The following is an 18436-nucleotide window of genomic DNA, read 5'->3' on the forward strand; positions in this document are numbered from 1 at the left end:
AGCGGCCAGCCTTGGGCTGGGTCGCCCTGGTCGAAACCTACTTGTTGGACTCGGCCTTGTTGTCGCGACGCTCGACAATGCGGGCGGCCTTGCCATGCAGACCACGCAGGTAGTAGAGCTTGGCTCGGCGGACACGGCCGTGGCGCAGCACCTTGATGGAGTCGATCTGCGGGGAGTGCAGAGGGAAGCGACGCTCGACGCCCACGCCGAAGCTGACCTTGCGCACCAGGATGGTCTCGCGCACGCCGGAGCCCTGACGGGCGATCACCACGCCCGTGAAAGCCTGGATACGGGAGTTGTTGCCCTCAGTGATGTTGACGTTGACCTCGACGGTATCGCCGGGGCGGAAGTCGGGGATCTGCTCCGCAGGCTTCATGTGGCTGGCGTCGAATTCCTGAATCGCGTTCATGCTGTTCCTCCATGGCCGCCGCACATCGACCCATGACATGGACCGCAACCACCAAAGGAGGCGATCCTGGACGGAACCCGACGGTCTGCCGTCGGGGGTGCCGATCCGCCGGGGCATCCGGCTGGACCTGAAAGGAAGGGAGCCCATGCGGCAGCTACCCTTCCGGCAAACAACTGTCCAATAATATACCACGAGCCGGACCTGCATGGGCCCGGCCGGACATCAGCGGCGGTGGGCCCTGTAGAAGGCGATCAGGGACTTTGTGGACTGATCCTGCTCAGCCAACGCCTGGTCGTCCCGGGAGATGGCCGGCGTAATCTCGCGGGCCAGCTTCTTGCCCAGCTCAACGCCCCACTGGTCGAAGGAATCAATGCCCCAGACAGTGCCCTCGGTCAGGGTGATGTGTTCGTAGAGGGCGATCAGCTCGCCCAGGGCGGCCGGGGTCAGCGCATCACCGAAGATAGAGGTGGTGGGCCGGTTGCCGGTGAAGACACGGGCCGGGACGATCGCCTCCGGGGTGCCCTCGGCGCGGACCTCGTCGGCGGTCTTGCCGAAGGCCAATGCCTTGGTCTGGGCCAGGAAGTTGGCCAGGAAGAGCTCATGCACGTCCTGGTCGCCGTCCTTGGCCGGATTGGGGGTGTTGGCGAAGGCGATGAAGTCGGCGGGGATCAGGCGGGTGCCCTGGTGGATCAGCTGGTAGAAGGCGTGCTGTCCGTTGGTGCCGGGCTCCCCCCAGAAGATTTCGCCGGTCAGGCTGGTCACCGGGGTGCCGTCCCAGCGCACGGACTTGCCGTTGGACTCCATGGTCAGCTGCTGCAGGTAGGCCGGGAAGCGGTGCAGATACTGGTCATAGGGCAGCACGGCGTGCGAGTGGGCGCCGAAGAAGTTGACATACCAGACGTTGAGCAGACCCATCAGGGCCACCACGTTCCGATCCAGAGGGGTGGCGCGGAAGTAGCGGTCTACAGTGTTGAAGCCCTTGAGGAACTCCTCGAAGCGGTCCGGGCCGATGGTGATGGCCAGGGAGGTGCCCACGGCGGAATCCACCGAGTACCGGCCACCGACCCAGTTCCAGAAGCCGAAGACGTTGTCCGGATCGATGCCGAAGTCGCGCACCTTGTCCAGGGCGGTCGAGACGGCGATGAAATGCCGGCGGATAGCCTCGGCCGAAAGGTCCTCGCCGTCCTTGGACAGCAGGCCACGCTCGCCCAGGCTCTTCAGGAGCCAGGCGCGGGCCTGGCGGGCGTTGGTCAGGGTCTCCAGGGTGGTGAAGGTCTTGGAGACGATGATGAAGAGTGTGGTCTCCGGATCCAGATCGCGAGTCTTCTCGGCCAGGTCGTTGGGGTCGATGTTGGAGATGTAGCGGGCGCTGATGCCGGCATCCGCATAAGGCTTCAGGGCCTCATAGGCCATGACCGGGCCAAGGTCGGAGCCGCCGATGCCGATGTTGACCACAGTGGTGATCCGCTTGCCGGTCAGACCGGTCCAGCTGCCCGAACGGACCTGGTCGGCAAAGGCATAGATGCGCTTGAGGGTGTCGCGGACGTCACCCACCACATCCTGACCGTCCACAATCAGTCGGCCGCGATCCTCCTCGGGACGGCGCAGGGCTGTGTGCAGGACGGCCCTGTCCTCGGTGTTGTTGATGTGCTCGCCATTGAACATGGCCTCGATCCGCTCCTCAAGGCCGACCTCACGGCCCAGTTGCGCCAGCAGTGACAGAGTCTCGGGCTGAATCAGGTTCTTGGACAGGTCGATATAGAGATCACCCAGCTCGAAGCTGAGCTTTTCGGTGCGCTGCGGATCCTTGGCGAACCATGCGCGCAGATCGATCCCCTGGCGCTGCATGTCGTCGAAGTGCTGGTGCAAGGCCGCCCAGGCCTTGGTGCTGGTAGCGTCCACTGGAGGATTGATGGCCATGGTTGTTCGGGTCCTTTCATGAGGTGATGCCCGGTCTGACGAGCACCCGGTTCTGTAACCCAAACTACTCACAAAAGCAGACAGAAGACAACAAAATCGGTCAATCTTCTTAACCGATCCGGATTGCTCTCAGAGTATGTCGTCACAGCCGTACTGGGCCAGCTTGGCCACCATGTCCTTGACTTCCTGACTGCGGGCCCGGGGGGCCACCAGGAGCGCGTCGGGAGTGTCGACGACGATCATGTCATCCACACCGAGAAGGGCGACCGTGCGTTCGGAGCCTGGCACGACCATGTCTCCAGCGGAATCCAGATACATGACCCGGTCGGCATCCCCAAGAATCTTGATGTTGCGCCTGTTGGAGGACGGCAGCAGACCCGCCACTGAATTGAAGTCGCCGATGTCATCCCAATCGAAACCCCCGGGAACAACCGCCACGCCGCCGGCCGCCGATAGGGGCTCGGCTACGGCATAGTCAAAGGCGATCTTCTCGATGCCCGGCCAATGCTTCTCCATAGCCTGGCTGCGGGACTGCCCGCCCTGGTCCCAGACCTGGGCGATGGCCATGACCGCGGCGTGGAGCTCCGGCTTGTAACGACGAAGGCAGTCCAGGAGCACCTGCGCCTGCATGACGAACATACCGGCGTTCCAGCGATACTCTCCTGTGGACAGGTAGGCCTGTGCCGTGGAGGCATCCGGTTTCTCGACGAATTCGCTGACCAGGCGGGCATCAGGGGCACCGGGAATGCGATCGGCCAGGGAGGGGCCTTGGTGGATGTAGCCGAAAGCTGTTGAAGGACGGGATGCTGCGATACCGATGGTGGTCACATACCCGGCTCGGGCCGCTGCCACCGCCTGCCCCACTGAGGCCGCAAACGCCTTGTCGTCTCGGATGACGTGGTCGGCGGCGAAGGAGCCCACGATGATTTCCCCGCCGTGCCGCTGTGCCAGCACAGCAGTAGCCAGGGCAATGGCCGCCGTGGAATCGCGAGGAACAGGCTCGGCGAAGAGCGCGTCCTCAGCCAGATCAGGAAGCTGCTGACGCACCTGATCCACATGCCGCTGGCCAGTGGAGACGACCACATGATCGGTCCCGCAGATGCCAGCCAGCCGGTCAAAGGTGCCCTGGATCATTGTTCTGCCTGATCCCAACAGATCGTAGAGGAACTTGGGCCGGTCCTGGCGGCTCAATGGCCAGAGCCGGGTACCCACGCCACCGGCCGGAATGACGGCATAGAAATCATCGAGATCCATGCCCTCCATTGTGTCAAGAAGCTTGTACACCCTTGGCCCGAAGCCCAAGGCGTTTTTATCGCGCGCATCCAGTATGATGTAGCATGTTGTCTTCTTCCGGCGGGTCCGGACGGGAGGCGAAGGCCACTTTAGCTCAGTTGGCAGAGCGTCTCACTCGTAATGAGAAGGTCGACAGTTCGATTCTGTCAAGTGGCTCTTTCTCCAGCTGCCTTTTCAACAGCAGGGCATGTCTTACGCGCGAGTGGCGTAATGGTAGCCGCGCAGGATTTAGGTTCCTGTGTCTTCGGACGTGTGGGTTCGAGTCCCATCTCGCGCACGGGAATTAAGAACAGGGCCTGCAAGGACAGGCCCTATCTAATGTTGCCGGGGTCAGTGCCTACTTTCCTGCCTGTTCCTCAGGCAGGCCACGAAGCCGACCAGGCCCAACGCCATAAGCGACAGGATTTTGAGCACCGAAAGCGGCCATCCGCCGGTCAGAGGCAAAGCCGAGTTGGAAGGACGGAACTCCAGCTCATGCGACACCGGGGCCGACTGGTTTCCACCCTGGAACCTGCCTTGGGCATCAGGGCCCTCGGCATCGTCGGAAAGCACCTGAGCAGTAAACTCACCCTGGTTGACACCCTCGGGCGGAGTCGCCTGCCATGAACCCTGGTCCCCCACAATGACATCGGTGCTGTTGTTGCCACTTCCAGGCCAGGTTATCCGGACAGCGGTCCCCTTGGTCTCGGGAACCTTCCTGTCCCCGTCCACGTACTTGTAGGCTTTGCCAGCCACCTGGAAGACGTCGTACCGCTCCAAGACCAGTGTGGTGGACGTCATGTCGACCTTGCGCTCGATGGATGCCGGATTCGATCGGAGGTTCATCGGGTTGATCATCTCAACCTGGAAGGTATAGGTCTGCGTCTCGTCACTGCCGTTGTAGCCAGCGAACTTGTCAGCAGGAATATCCAGCGACCAGGACCAGGTGGAATCCGCCGTCTTGGTCAAGCCCAGCATAAGACCTGTCGCGGAATCCGCGACGGACGACACAGTGCTGACCGCCGCATCCCTCTGGAAGGTGTTGGCCGGACTGGTCACCAGGGGCGTCCAGTCCGAGTCAGCATTCTGCTTCATGGAAACAGCCATCCTTGAATCCGTCATCCCCAGCCCTCCCGAGGACCAGGCCGTATACACGGGCGACACCTCACCCTTGAATGTGACCACCGAATCCGCCGGGAGACTCCCGTTTACCGTGTGGGGCACGGTGACCGAGAACTTGCTCGCATCCGGGACGTTCTCGCCTGAGACGAAATAAGCCGTGCCGATATTCGAGAAGAAGGAGGTCAGGCCGAACCCGGAGATAGACTCAGTTACCCAGGCATGATAACGTCTGTAGCCGCTGTACTTGTTGCCCGGATCCGGGGACGGATACAGCTTGTTCGTGTCGTGTATCCGCCAGGAACCCCCCTGCTTGCTACCGGTGTCGACCTCGCATGCGGTTTCGCCCAACCTGAATCCCCATGTGTCCGAGCTTTTCACCAGATCATCGCCATTCGTGCCCTGCCCCTCCGCAATAGGATTATTGGGATCCTCGCCGTAGAGAACGACCTTGTTGGGACGCGCAGGATCCTTGGAGGGCGTACACTCACCGCTGATTACCGGATCAAGCTTGGTCGTATACACGCTCCCCGAAGCATCCAAAGCACTGTCAGCGTCATTTTCGATCTTGGTGATTGTCGGATCATCGGGACGAGGCACATCATACTTATAGAAGGCACTGTTGATTGTCCAGCCCGCAGAAATATTCGTATCCTTCTCCACGGCGGACATACCATCGTTTATCCCTACAAGACCAGCGCTCTTGGGGTCGTACACTTCAGGACTTACGGTGCAAGCGCTGCCGTCCCGATTGGTGGTAACAGGCCAGGTGACCATCTTGAAATAGCCATCAAGATCCTGCTTCTCCTTGGCCACCTTGAAATCAATCCCGCCGTCAGCCTTCTGGGCAGGCATGGGATTGCCATCCTTGTCAGTGGCAAACAGCACGTTGGGGTTGTCGAGATATTGAGGATCCTTCGGACTCACGTTGAAAGCGGAATACTTACTGACTTGGGCCGCCTTGCTGGTCGTGGTAGTCGCCGTATTGGGAGACGGCTGCTGGCCTGTCACCAGGACCGGCTCGGGGGTCAGCTCATCGACAGGCACCCACTCGCTATCCTTCAGAGCCACCCACTGGTAATAATACGAATTGGTCTCAGAACATATGCCATCAGGATTGTCATTTGTACTGCCACGCGGATTCAGCCAGTATACGAAGAAAGACCGTGCCGGTGCTGTGCCCGGAGCAGTACCGGCGATTGGCCCAGTAACATTGCTCTTATAATCAGGAAAACCGTAATCCGTCACCATACCCCAATTAGCCTGATTGTTTTGGTAGAGATTTGGATTGTAGTCCCAACCGACCCAGGAATACGGGCCACTGCACTTCATATCCTCTTTGCTGTCCAAGCAGTAACCCATATACACTTTCATCTGTTTATCCTGGGACATGCTCGCTGTGATATTTGAATATCTATCCTGAGCCTGTAAATCACTCATGGAAGCCGGATCGAAATTTGTGCAGTTATTGGTAGTCCAGGACCAGGAAGAATTGCCACAAGACAGGGCCTTGTTCTGGTCACCAACGATGGCAAAGACATTCAAGGGCTCGGGGTGACCGCCAACAGCAAATTTTGCGGGATCTGTAGACGTATCCTTAATGTTCATATCACCCTCGATGGATATGGTCAGGTAGTCATACAAACCAGAATTGATAATCTTATGAACGGTGAAGAACTCAGCCTGGTTCCTGGCCCAGGCTAAGGCACCATCATAAGCGTAGGCATTTTTATTGCTGTCTACGTAATCATCCGGGGTGATAGTGTTCATATACCGCACGCGCCTGTAATAGTCAGGGTTTTCGGAACCAACAAACTGATATATGAAAGATAAATTGCATTGTGACGGATTTTTGGTGTCAGTCCCACCAACACCGACACAATCCGGCTTAAATTCATTGTGCTTCACGCGCAGGATGAAGTCCATGCGCAGCTCATCCTGGTAGGCATCGATCCTGTCGTTGAAGGCCATCATCCTATAGAGCAGGGGTTTTCTGCTGGCCGTTTCGTCCTGTCCATCGATGGCATTGGCCCGATTGGCCGAAAGGGCGCTCAGCCCAAACGGAATAACCATGGCCAGCGTCGCCAGAAGGGTTACCAGAACGGCAATTATCGGACGGCTCACACGCTGTGAACCCTTAGCGTCCCGTTCTTGTAATCGCTTCAATCCAATACCCCCAAATCAAGATATAATTATTCGCCAGAGCAGCTCTACTTTGCTTTTTCATTTGTCCCCAACTGTTTAGACTCTATCATAGAGATAAAAAAATAGCATCTTCGCCTTTTCCATACATGCTCCAGGAGCACTGGAATTGCAAGCATTATCAAGGATTCCCATAGGGTGTCTCACGAGCGGTATTTCACAACCGTTTATGGTCTTCATCTGGCTGGTCCGGGTTGGAGGTGGAGACCACCTTGTCATGGAAAGGTAGACAGTTCGACGCTGCCAAGCGGCTCTCCCGCCAGCTGTCCTTCAGATGTCTGGGCTCGAGTCCCATCTCGCGCACAGGAAACACAAGCAGGGCCTGCCCTCATCCCCCGAATTCCGCGGAGATGAGCACAGGCCCTGCCTTATGCCGCCCGAAAATCAGTATCGGCTCTCCTGCCTATTCCTCAGGCAGGCCACAAAGCCAGCCAGACCCAGTATCAACATCAGCAGGATCCTGAGCACGGAAAGCGGCCATCCTCCGGCGAAGGGCAGGGATGAGGTGGAGGGCCGGAATTCCAGTGCGTGTGACACCGCAGCCGACTCGTTTCCACCTCGGAAGTTGCTGCTTTGAGTATCAGCGCTTTCGGCATCATCGGAAGAAACCTGAGCGGTGAATTTTCCCTGGTTTATCCCCTCAGGCGGAGTCGCCTGCCATGAACCCTGGTCTCCCACGGCGACATCTGTGCTGCTGTTGCCGGGCCAGGTTATATGGACCAGAGTCCCTTTGGTCTCAGGAACCCTGATGTTTCCGTTGACATACTTATAGGCCTTGCCTGCTACCTGGAAGATATCGTACCGCTCCAAGGTCAGCGTGGTCGGCGTCATGTCGACCGTCCGGTTGATGGAAGCCGGGTCCGAAGGGACATTCAGAGGGTTGATCATCTTGACCTGGAAGGTATACTTTTGCGTTTCGTCGTCGCCGTTGTAACCGGTGAATCTGTCAGCCGATATGGTCAAGGTCCAGGACCAGGTGGAAGCCGCCGTCTTCGTGAGATTCAACGTGAGTCCCGAGGCGGAATCCGCGGCGGAAGAAGCAGTGCCGACCGCCGCATCCCGTTGGAAGGTGTTGGCCGGAGTGGTCAGCAGGGGCGTCCAGTCCGAGGCAGCATTCTGCTTCATGGAAATGGCCAGCCTGGAATCAGTCATCCCCAGCCCACCCGAGGACCAGGCCATATTTATAGGCGAAACAGTGCCTTTGAAGGTGACGACCGAGTTTGCCGGCAGAATCCCGTTTTTCGTGTGGGGCACTGTGACGGAGAGCTTGCCATCCGGAGCATTCTCGTTGGAGACGAAATAGGCTGTTCCTATGTTCGAGAAGAAGGAGGTCAGGCCGAACCCGGAGGCGGACTCAGTCACCCAGGCATGATAACGCCTGTACCCATTGTACTTGTTGCCGGGATCTGGCGACGGATACTGCTTATTGGTGTCCTGTATCTGCCAGGACCCTCCCTGTTTGCTCTTGGGATCGACCTTGCACACCGTTTCTCCCAGCTTGAACCCCCAGGAGTCCGAGCTTTTCACCAGGTCGTCACTGCTCTTGCCCTGCTCCTCCTTGAAAGGATTGCCGGGATCCTCGCCGAACAGAGTAACCGTGTTGGGATGCGTGTCGTCTTTGGAGGGAGTGCACTCACCGCTGACCACCGGATCAAGCTTGCCGGTATAGACGCTTCCTGAGGCATTCAAGGAGCCATCGGTGTCATTCTGAATGTTGGTGATGGTCGGATCATCGGGACGAGGCACATCATACTTATAGAAGGCAGTATCGATAGCCCATCCTGCATCCAGATTCGTGTTTTTCTGGGCTGTAGACATATCGTCTGTTATCCCAACAAGGCTATCCTGTTGAGGGTCATATATCTTAGTGGTGACTTCAGGAGTGCTTGCCGTCGGCTTGCACTGGGTGCCATCGGCATTAGTAGTGACAGGCCAAGTAACTAGTTTGAAATAACCGTCAAGATCCTGCTTCTCCTTGGCCTCTTTGAAATCAATCCCGCCATCAGCCTTCTGGGCAGGCATAGGCTGGCCATCCTTATCAGTCGCAAAAAGCACATTGGTGGTATTCGCATACTTTGGGTCAGTCGGATCGACGTTGTAAGCCGTATTGTCATTGACCTGATATTGAAGACCCCAGGAATTGGTCAAGCCGTTTACTGCTGGCTTCTGACCAGTTACGAGCACCGGTTTAGGCGTCAGCGCATCGACAGGCACCCATTGGCTATTCTTCTGCGCCACCCATTGGTAGTAATAGGAGTTGGTCGTGGAACATATTCCACCAGCGCTGTTATTTCCACGCAAATTGAACCAGTATACAAAGAAGGACTTGGGGGGCGCTACTCCTGGAACCGGATTGGCTCCTATAGGAAATCCATAATCCGTTACCATGCCCCAATTGGCCTGGTGACCACCATAAAGAGGGGGATTACCATTCCAGCCAACCCAAGAAGCAGGTCCGCTGCACTGAGGGTGGGGACTGTTACCTAGGCAGTTGCCCATGTAAAGCTTGATGCCCTTACCCTGGTCTGCAGTGATATTGGCGACCCTGTCTTGGACGTTGCTGCCGATAGAGCTCGGATCGAAGGATGTGCAGTCATTCGTGGTGTAGTCCCATGGAGAACCTCCACACGAGAGCGTATTGTTTTGTTGACCAACAATTGCGAAGACGTTCAAAGGCTCCGGATAACCGCCAGTCACATAATATTTCGGATCCAAGGAGGTATCCATGTAGGACAAATCACCCTCTATGGATACAGCCAGGAAATCATATAAACCAGAGTTGATCACTTTATGAACCGTAAAGAACTGCTCCTCATTTTCCGCCCATTGCTCAGCACCGCCAGTGGGGTCGTTGGGATTTGTTGAAATAGTATTCAGGTACCGAATCCGGGTATAGTGGGACGGACTTTGCGCTCCTTCATATTGATATGCGAAAGACAGATTGCACTTTACTGAATCATAGGGAGAAGTATCACGCATCGGAACGCATTGCGGATTGAAATCGTTGTGCTTCACGCGCAGGATGAAGTCCATCCGCAGCTCATCCTGGTATGAATCAATCTTGTCGTTATAGGCCAGCATCTTATAGAGCAGAGGCTTCCTGCTGGCCGTCCCGCCCTGCCCATCGATGGCATTGGCCTGATTGGCCGAAAGCGCGCTCAGCCCTAGCGGAACAACCATGGCCAGCGTCGCCAAAAGGGTTATCAAAACAGCCACTATAGGGCGATCCACATGCCGTGGACCCTCATTGACCCCTTCTTGCAATCGGTTCAACACGCTACCCCCCACACCTCAATGCAACCATCTCCAGAATCAGATGGACTGCACGCTTGATTGGTCCCCGGTGCAGGCCACGAAACCCTGGAGCACAAGTACCGTATCCTCACTTATGGCATCTTCTTGTCCCCTTTACATGCTTTAAGAGTACCGAGACTGAAAGCGTGATCTGGGATTCAGAAAGGGTGTTTCGCGACCGTCCTTAGTCTTGACTAAGAACAGTCTGAGTTAGGGGTGCGGGTGACTGGCAACGGCAGGGCCCCACTCATCCTCTCAACTTCATGGGGCGGGGGCGGATCCTGTCTGATGCTGCCGGGGTCAGTGCCGGCTTTCCTGCCTGTTCCTCAGGCAGGCCACGAAGCCGGCCAGGCCGAGGGCTATCAGCAGCAGGATTTTGAGCACGGAAAGCGGCCATCCGCCAGTAAGAGGCAAAGCCGAGTTGGAAGGACGGAACTCCAACTCATGCGACACCGAGGCCGACTGGTTCCCGCCCTGGAACCGGCCCTGGGCGTCAGGGCTCTCGGCATCGTCGGAAAGCACCTGAGCAGAGAACTGCCCCTGGTTGATGCCCTCAGGAGGAACCGCCTGCCACGAACCCTGGTCCCCCACAACGACATCCGTACCACTGCCGCCGGGCCAGGTCACATGCACCAGGGTGCCTTTGGTCTCGGGAACCTTCCTGTCCCCGTCCACATACTTATAGGCTTTCCCCGCCACCTGGAAGACGTCGTACCGCTCCAAGACCAGTGTGGTGGACGTCATGTCGACCTTCCGCTCGATGGATGCCGGGTCCGAACGGATGTTCATCGGGTTGACCATTTCAATGCGGAAATCATACAGTTGTGTCTCGTCGCTGCCGTCGTAGCCGCTGAACCTGTCAGCAGGGATGTTCAGCGTCCAAGACCACGTGGAAGCCGCCGTCTTGGTCAAGCCCAGCGTAAGGCCCGTTGCGGAATCCGCGACGGAAGACGTGGTGCCGGCTGCTGCATCCCGCTGGAAGGTGTTGGCCGGAGTGGTCAGCAGACTGGTCCAATCAGAGGCAGTGTTCTGCTTCATGGAAACGACCATCCTCGAATCCGTCATCCCCAGCCCTCCCGAAGACCAGGCCGTATATATAGGCGACACCTCACCCTTGAACACGACGACCGAATCCGCCGGCAGGCTCCCGTTGACCGTATGAGGCACCGTGACCGAGAACTTGCTGGCATCCGGGACGTTCTCACTCGAAACGAAATAGGCCGTCCCGATGTTCGAGAAGTAGGAGGTCAAACCGAATCCGGAGATGGACTCGATCACCCAGGCATGATAACGCCTGTAGCCGCTGTACTTGTTGCCAGAATCCGGCGACGGATACAGCTTGTTCGTGTCCTGTATCCGCCAGGAACCCCCCTGCTTGCTCTTGGGATCGACCTGGCACTCAGCCTCGCCCAGCCTGAACCCCCACGTGTCCGTCCCTTTCACCAGGTCATCGCCATTCGTGCCCTGCCCCTCCACAATCGGATTGGCTGGGTCCTCGCCGTAGAGAACAACCTTGTTGGGACGCGCGGCATCCTTGGAAGGCGTACACTCACCACTGACCACCGGATCAAGCTTCGACGTATACACACTGCCCGAAGCATCCAAACCGGCATCAGCATCGTTTTCGATCTTCGTAATCGTCGGATCATCAGGACGAGGCACATCGTACTTATAGAAGGCACTATTGATCGTCCAGCCCGCTGAAATATTCCGTTCTATATCCGAGCTGTTCATGCCGTCACGTATACCGACGAGGCCCTTCTGATCAGGGTTGTACACTTCAGGGCTGACGGTACAAGCGCTGCCGTCCCGGTTCGTGGTGACAGGCCAGGTGACCATCTTGAAATAGCCGTCAAGATCCTGCTTCTCCTTGGCCTCCTTGAAATCAATCCCGCCATCAGCCTTCTGGGCAGGCATGGGCTGGCCGTTCTTGTCAGTGGCAAACATCTCATTGGGATTATCCGGCTGTTTGGGCAAGTTGAAAGCCGAATACTTACTGACTTGGGCCGCCTTGCTGGTCGTGGTAGTCGCCGTATTGGGGGACGGCTGCTGGCCTGTCACCAGGACCGGCTCAGGGGTCAGCTCATCAACTGGCACCCACTCGCTATCCTTCAGAGCCACCCACTGGTAATAGTAGGAATTGGTCTCAGAACATATGCCATCAGGGTTAGCTTTGGTACTGCCGCGCACATTGAGCCAGTACACGAAGAACGACCGTGCCGGAGCTGTGCCCGGATCAGTGCCGGCGATTGGCCCAGTAGCATTGCTCTTGTAGTCAGGAAAACCGTAATCGGTTACCATGCCCCAGTTAGCCTGATTGCCTCCGTAGAGATTTGGGTTGCTGTTCCAACCAACCCAAGAATACGGGCCGCTGCACTGAAGATCAGCACCCGTGCCAAGGCATTCTTGCATATATAGGGTGAAGTTCTTGTCGTTCGCCGCTAAAGTTGAAGTAATGTTGGATACCCTGTCCGGCGCATTGATCATGGTGTCAGGGTCAAAATTGCGACAATTATCGATTCCGCTAGACCAACTCCACGAGTTGCTAGGGCGCAGGCAGGACAGTGCATCGTCCTGTTTACCAACGACTGCGTAGATATTCACCGGCTCGTTGGCACCACCAGGTTGGTAATATGACGCATCAGCAGAATTCTTCAGCGCCAGATCACCCTCAATGGAAATGGTCAGATAGTCATATAAACCGGAGTTTATTATGGTGTGCACGGTGAAATACTCATCTTGATTTTGCGCCCACTTGTAGGCTCCGGACCAGGGCTGATCCGAGGATGATGCTGAGGCTATGGTGTTCAGATACTTTATTCTGCGATAAAAGGAAGTGTCATCTGACCCCTTGTACTGATAGACAAAGGCCAGATTGCAATTGCCCTTGGTATCGGCACCAGAAGTGGCGTCGGCGCAAGAAGGGTCAAACTCGTTGTGTTTTACCCGCAGGATGAAGTCCATGCGCAGCTCATCCTGATAGGAATCAATCTTGTTGTTGTAGCCCAACATCCTATAGAGCAGCGGCTTCCTGCTGGCCGTCTCGTCCTGCCCATCGATGGCATTGGCCTGACCGGCCGAAAGCGCGCTCAGCCCCAGCGGAACAACCATGGCCAGCGTCGCCAGAAGGGTTACCAGAACGGCAATTATCGGACGGTTCACACCTTGTGAACCCTTAGCGCCCCGTTCTTGCAAACGCTTCAATACAATACCCCCCAAACCACAATGAAATCATGCTCCAGAACAAATCAAGTCTGCTTTTGACCTACCCCCAATTAAGGCAACTGCACATAGAGCACAACAATGCATATAAATTTTCTTTGCCTTTCCAAGGCTACAGAAATCAAGGGCATAATCTGGGATTCAGGTGGGGTGTTTTGCGTCCGTTCAAGTTCTTGACCACGGCAGGGCCAGTACACAGCTGCGAGAGGCAAAATGTTGTCGTCTTCCGACCGGTCTGGATTGGGGGCGAACACTGCCTTGGCAACGGCAGCAACACGGGAATTAAAAAAACAGGGCCCGCGCTCATCTCCATGAAATTGGAAGGATGAGGGCGGGCCCTGTCTTATACGACCGAGGTCAGTGCCGGCTTTCCTGCCTGTTCCTCAGGCAGGCCACGAAGCCCACCAGGCCTAGGGCTATCAGCAGCAGGATCCTGAGCACGGAAAGCGGCCATCCCCCGGTAAGCGGCAAGGAGGAGGTCGAAGGCCGGAAGTCCAGCTCATGCGACACCGAGGCTGACTGGTTCCCGCCCTGGAACCTGCCCTGCGCGTCAGAGCCCTCGGCATCATCCGAAAGCACCTGAGCAGAGAACTGCCCCTGATTGACGCCCTCAGGCGGAGTTGCCTGCCACGAACCCTGATCCCCCACTGCGACATCAGTGCTGCTATTGGTCTTGCCGGGCCAGGTTATATGGACCAGGGTGCCTTTGGTCTCAGGAATCTTCCTGTCCCCGTCCACATACTTGTAGGCCCTGCCGGCCACCTGGAAGACGTCATGGCGGTCAATGGTCAGTGTGGTGGGCGTCATGTCGATTTTCCGCTCGATGGATGCCGGGCCCGAACGGAGGTTCATCGGGTTGATCATCTCAACATGGAAAGTATAGGTCTGCGTTTCGTCGTCACCGTTGTAACCGGTGAACTTGTCAGCAGGTATGTTCAGCGACCAGGACCAGGTGGAAGCCGCCGTCTTGGTCAGGCTCAGCGTGAGACCTGATGTGGGGTCAGTGACGGAAGGAGCAGCGCCGGCCGCCGCATCCCTCTGGAAGGTGTTGGCCGGAGTGGTCAGCAAGGGCGTCCAGTCCGAGGCAGCATTCTGCTTCATCGAAACGACCATCCTCGAATCAGTCATCCCCAACTTCCCCGAGGACCAGGCCGTATACACAGGCGACACCTCACCCTGGAACGTAACCACTGAACCTGTCGGCAGGCTCCCGTTGACCGTATGGGGCACCGTGACCGAGAACTTGCTCGCATCCGGGACGTTCTCGCCCGAGACGAAATAAGCCGTGCCAATATTCGAGAAGTAGGAGGTCAAGCCGAACCCTGACGTGGACTCAACCACCCAGGCATGATAACGCCTGTAGCCGTTGTACTTATTGCCGGGGTCCGGCGACGGATACTGCTTATTGGTGTCCTGTATCCACCAGGACCCTCCCTGCTTGCTGCCAGTGTCGGTCTCGCAAACAGCTTCGCCCAGCCTGAAGCCCCAGGTGTCCGAGCTTTTCACCAGGTCATCGCCATTTGTGCCCTGCCCCTCCACAATGGGATTGCTGGGATCCTCGCCATACAGAACAACCGTATTGGGATGCTTCTCATCCTTGGAAGGCGTGCACTCACCGCTGATTATCGGGTCAAGCTTCGACGTATACACGCTCCCAGAAGCATCCAAGCCGGCATCCGCATCATTCTCGATCTTGGTGATTGTCGGATCATCAGGACGGGGCACATCATACTTATAAAAAGCAGTATCAATCGTCCAACCCGCAGAGAGATTCGTATCCTTTTGCGCGGCGGACATACTATCGTCAATCCCCACAAGACCAGCGCTCTTGGGGCTGTACACCTCAGGGCTGACGGCTGTACATTCCGTGCCATCAGAATTTCTGGTGTCAGGCCAGGTCACCAGCTTGAAATAGCCGTCAAGATCCTGCTTCTCCTTGGCCTCCTTGAAATCAATCCCGCCATCAGCCTTCTGAGCAGGCATGGGATTGCCATCCTTATCAGTCGCAAAAAGCACGTTGGTGGTATTCGCATACTTTGGGTCAGTCGGATTGACGTTATAAGCGGCATTGGTATTGACCATGCCCTGCAGTCCGTAGGTGGTAGTCAAAGTGTTGGGACTCGGCTGCTGGCCTGTCACCAGGACCGGCTCAGGAGTCAGCTCCTTAACTGGCACCCACTGGCTGTCCTTAAGAGCCACCCACTGATAGTAATAGGAACTGGTCTCAGAACATATGCCATTGGTTTTGTTGCCTGGACCACGCAAGTTCATCCAATACACGAAGAAAGACCGTGCCGGAGCCGTGCCCGGGGCTGTGGCATTTATTTTTCCAACCGTACCATCGCTATAAGCCGGAAAACCATAATCGGTCACCATACCCCAGTTGGCCTGGTACATGTTATAAAGTTGTGGCCAATAGTCCCATCCAACCCAAGAATATGGGCCACTGCATTTCAGGTCGTCTCCTCCGCTACCCAAGCAGTCACCCATATACACTTTCATCTGTTTATCCTTCGATAAACTCGCGGTGATATTTGAAGATCTATCCTGCAAGTTACTCATGGAGGCTGGATCGAAAGTTGAGCAGGTGGCGGTACCCCATGCCCACGAAGAGCTACCACAGGACAGGGCATCATTCTGTTCACCGACAATAGCAAAGACATTCAAAGGCTCAGGGTGACCACCAGCCACGAACTTTGCAGGATCTGTAGACTTATCCGCAATGTTCATGTCGCCTTCGATGGATACGGCCAAGTAGTCATATAAACCTGAATTGATTATCTTATGAACCGTAAAACGCTCCACATGATTCCCAGCCCATGATACAGCTCCATCATATGTATGCCCGTTTTTGTTATTTTCAAGATAATTATCTGGAGTTATACTATTTATATACCTTATCCGATAGTAATCTGCAGGGTTATCAGAACCTACATACTGATATATAAAAGATAAATTACATTTCGCCTTGCCACCGGTGTCCGACTTGCCGAGGTCGACGCAATCCGGCTTGAACTCGTTATGTTTCACGCGCAGGATGAAGTCCATGCGCAGCTCATCCTGCCAGGAATCAATCTTGTCGTTGAAGGCCAACATCCTATAGAGCAGAGGCTTCCTGCTCGCCGTCTCGTCCTGTCCATCAACGGCATTGGCCTGACTGGCCGACAGAGCGCTCAACCCTAGCGGAACAACCATGGCCAGAGTCGCCAGAAGGGTTATCAGAACAGCGATGATCGAACGGTTCACGTGCAGTGATCCCTTGTTGTTCCGTTCTTGCAATCGCTTCAATACGAAACCCCCAAATCCCGATGGAATCATCTGCTAGAACAGATCGACTTTACTTTTAACTTGTCCCCAATACCGCCGACTGTATCATAGAGATAAAAAAATCGCACCTTCGCGTTTCTTTGCATGATTCAAGTGCGACCGGCACTCAGAGCATGATCGTCGATGTGTCGCGACCGTTCACCTTACGGAATCCATAAGGATTTATCAGCCTCTAATATGGCCGTCCCCCAGCACCCAGCCGATGAGAATCGGCATGATGGCCGCCAAGGCCTTGCCCCTGTGCGAAATGGCGTTCTTTTCATCCGAAGTCATTTCCGCCGAAGTCAGCGGCTGCTGGTCGCTGGCACGCCGAGGCTGATCAAGGGGCACGAAGATCGGGTCGTAGCCGAACCCATTGTCCCCCCGTGCCTGGCGGATGATGCTTCCGGGCATCTCGCCGACTCTGGTCACTTGACGTCCACGGACGGCATACCCTGGCACATCCGGAACGACCAGGGCGGCAGCACAGACAAACCGCCCTCCTCTGTGGTCGTCGGGAATGTCGTTCAGCTGGTTCAGTAAGAGCTCCAAGTTGGCCTGGTCGTCACCGTGGCGGCCGCTCCACCGTGCCGAAAGGATCCCCGGGGCGGCACCCATCACATCAACGACCAGCCCCGAGTCGTCCGCCAGCGCGGGCAGACCTGATTCACGAGCAGCCTGCCCAGCCTTGATAAGGGCGTTCTCCTGAAAGGTGGTGCCGGTCTCTACCGGATCGGACAGCCCCAGTTGCCCCGCCGAAACCAGCTCGATCCTCTGCCCCTCATCGGCCAGGAAACCGTCGAGTATGCGACGAAGCTCACCTAGTTTGCCCTCGTTGTGCGTGGCCACAACCACTTTTCTGGCATACCCCATACCGGTCCTCCTCGCTGAAATGCCTGTTCCGGACGTCAGTCGGATGCCAGAGCCTTGCGCTGAGCGGCCTGAAGCTCCTTGTTCCCCTTGGTTGCCAGGTCCAGCAAGATGCCAAGCTCCTGACGATTGAAGGGACGATGCTCCGCCGTTCCCTGTATCTCTATGAAATCGCCGGAGCCGGTCATGGACACGTTCATATCGGTCATGGCCCTGCTGTCCTCCAGATAGGGAAGGTCAAGCATAGGCTTGCCATCGATGATGCCCACCGAGACAGCCGAGACGCAATCCTTGGTCACCTTGTCGGCGCTACGGATGTGATGGTGGTCCTGGGCCCATCTGAGGGCATCGACCATGGCCACGTAGGCGCCGGTTACCGAGGCTGTACGGGTGCCGCCATCGGCCTGAAGCACGTCGCAGTCAAGCTGGATCTGATTCTCGCCCAGGGCCTTCATATCCACCACACCGCGCAGGCAACGGCCTATCAGCCGGCTGATCTCCTGGGTGCGGCCACCGACCTTTCCCCGGACCGACTCGCGTGCAGTCCTATCGCTGGTGGCCCTGGGAAGCATGGCGTACTCGGCCGTGACCCAGCCCAGCCCGGAGTCCTTGCGCCAACGAGGCAGCGTCGGCGTGAAGGAGGCCGTGCACATGACCCTGGTCTTGCCGCACTCGATCAGCACCGATCCCTCGGGGGCCTCCGTCCAATGCCTGGTGATGACGACCGGCCGCAACTCATCAGCCGCCCTGCCGTCAGGCCGCAGCACGGCACCCTCCTGGAGCATGTCCTTGATAGCAACCATCAGTGATGATCCTTTCCCG

General features: G+C 56.8%; 10 protein-coding genes and 2 tRNA genes. 3 read left to right on the plus strand and 9 right to left on the minus strand.

Going from position 1 to position 18436, the window contains the following annotated elements; genetic code table 11:
• Positions 1-37: 37 nt before the first annotated feature.
• The 3 genes from rplS to AACP62_RS05805 form a co-directional block, all read right to left on the minus strand.
• Positions 38-409, minus strand: a complete 372-nt coding sequence (gene rplS / locus AACP62_RS05795) for a 50S ribosomal protein L19 (protein ID WP_024627419.1) — start codon at positions 407-409, stop codon at positions 38-40.
• Positions 410-631: 222 nt separating this feature from the next.
• On the minus strand, positions 632-2329 hold the full coding sequence (gene pgi / locus AACP62_RS05800; protein ID WP_198178747.1) for a glucose-6-phosphate isomerase: 1698 nt from the start codon (positions 2327-2329) through the stop codon (positions 632-634).
• A gap of 129 nt (positions 2330-2458) precedes the next feature.
• Positions 2459-3583, minus strand: a complete 1125-nt coding sequence (locus tag AACP62_RS05805) for a mannose-1-phosphate guanylyltransferase (protein ID WP_339347006.1) — start codon at positions 3581-3583, stop codon at positions 2459-2461.
• A 122-nt stretch (positions 3584-3705) separates the two neighbouring features.
• On the opposite strand from AACP62_RS05805, the gene AACP62_RS05810 reads away from it, so the two are divergent.
• Both AACP62_RS05810 and AACP62_RS05815 read left to right on the plus strand, forming a co-directional pair.
• Positions 3706-3778: transfer RNA gene (locus AACP62_RS05810), tRNA-Thr, on the plus strand.
• A 40-nt stretch (positions 3779-3818) separates the two neighbouring features.
• Positions 3819-3899, plus strand: a tRNA-Leu gene (locus AACP62_RS05815).
• Positions 3900-3952: 53 nt separating this feature from the next.
• Here the strand turns inward: AACP62_RS05815 and AACP62_RS05820 are convergent.
• The 3 genes from AACP62_RS05820 to AACP62_RS05830 all read right to left on the minus strand — a co-directional run bounded on the left by AACP62_RS05820 (position 3953) and on the right by AACP62_RS05830 (position 13378).
• Positions 3953-6691, minus strand: a complete 2739-nt coding sequence (locus AACP62_RS05820; protein WP_339347008.1) for a hypothetical protein — start codon at positions 6689-6691, stop codon at positions 3953-3955.
• A gap of 615 nt (positions 6692-7306) precedes the next feature.
• Positions 7307-10003: a hypothetical protein gene (locus AACP62_RS05825; RefSeq protein WP_339347010.1), complete on the minus strand. Its 2697-nt coding sequence runs from the start codon at positions 10001-10003 to the stop codon at positions 7307-7309.
• A gap of 513 nt (positions 10004-10516) precedes the next feature.
• Complete coding sequence (locus AACP62_RS05830) at positions 10517-13378, minus strand: hypothetical protein (RefSeq protein ID WP_332460513.1); 2862 nt, start codon at positions 13376-13378, stop codon at positions 10517-10519.
• A gap of 71 nt (positions 13379-13449) precedes the next feature.
• Between AACP62_RS05830 and AACP62_RS05835 the strand changes: the two genes are divergently transcribed.
• On the plus strand, positions 13450-13767 hold the full coding sequence (locus AACP62_RS05835; protein WP_198178741.1) for a hypothetical protein: 318 nt from the start codon (positions 13450-13452) through the stop codon (positions 13765-13767).
• Positions 13768-13795: 28 nt separating this feature from the next.
• On the opposite strand, the gene AACP62_RS08385 is transcribed toward AACP62_RS05835, so the two are convergent.
• From AACP62_RS08385 to rph, 3 genes are all read right to left on the minus strand, one after another.
• Positions 13796-16756, minus strand: a complete 2961-nt coding sequence (locus AACP62_RS08385) for a hypothetical protein (RefSeq protein WP_425332916.1) — start codon at positions 16754-16756, stop codon at positions 13796-13798.
• 174 nt (positions 16757-16930) lie between these two features.
• Positions 16931-17617, minus strand: coding sequence for an RdgB/HAM1 family non-canonical purine NTP pyrophosphatase (gene rdgB / locus AACP62_RS05845; protein ID WP_339347015.1), 687 nt, complete (start codon positions 17615-17617; stop codon positions 16931-16933).
• Positions 17618-17652: 35 nt separating this feature from the next.
• Positions 17653-18417, minus strand: a complete 765-nt coding sequence (rph, locus tag AACP62_RS05850) for a ribonuclease PH (protein ID WP_015021386.1) — start codon at positions 18415-18417, stop codon at positions 17653-17655.
• Between the last annotated feature and the right edge of the window lie 19 nt (positions 18418-18436).

This window comes from Bifidobacterium apis, from assembly GCF_036986835.1.
GTDB lineage: Bacteria > Actinomycetota > Actinomycetes > Actinomycetales > Bifidobacteriaceae > Bombiscardovia > Bombiscardovia apis_A.

Excerpts from the sequence above, each read along its gene's own strand:
- rph (WP_015021386.1), bottom strand. The coding sequence starts at position 18,417 with ATGGTTGCTATCAAGGACATGCTCCAGGAGGGTGCCGTGCTGCGGCCT.
- AACP62_RS05805 (WP_339347006.1), bottom strand. The coding sequence starts at position 3,583 with ATGGATCTCGATGATTTCTATGCCGTCATTCCGGCCGGTGGCGTGGGT.
- pgi (WP_198178747.1), bottom strand. The coding sequence starts at position 2,329 with ATGGCCATCAATCCTCCAGTGGACGCTACCAGCACCAAGGCCTGGGCG.
- AACP62_RS05820 (WP_339347008.1), bottom strand. The coding sequence starts at position 6,691 with ATGGCCTTCAACGACAGGATCGATGCCTACCAGGATGAGCTGCGCATG.
- rdgB (WP_339347015.1), bottom strand. The coding sequence starts at position 17,617 with ATGGGGTATGCCAGAAAAGTGGTTGTGGCCACGCACAACGAGGGCAAA.
- AACP62_RS05825 (WP_339347010.1), bottom strand. The coding sequence starts at position 10,003 with ATGCTGGCCTATAACGACAAGATTGATTCATACCAGGATGAGCTGCGG.
- rplS (WP_024627419.1), bottom strand. The coding sequence starts at position 409 with ATGAACGCGATTCAGGAATTCGACGCCAGCCACATGAAGCCTGCGGAG.
- AACP62_RS05835 (WP_198178741.1), top strand. The coding sequence starts at position 13,450 with ATGCTCCAGAACAAATCAAGTCTGCTTTTGACCTACCCCCAATTAAGG.
- AACP62_RS08385 (WP_425332916.1), bottom strand. The coding sequence starts at position 16,756 with ATGATTCCATCGGGATTTGGGGGTTTCGTATTGAAGCGATTGCAAGAA.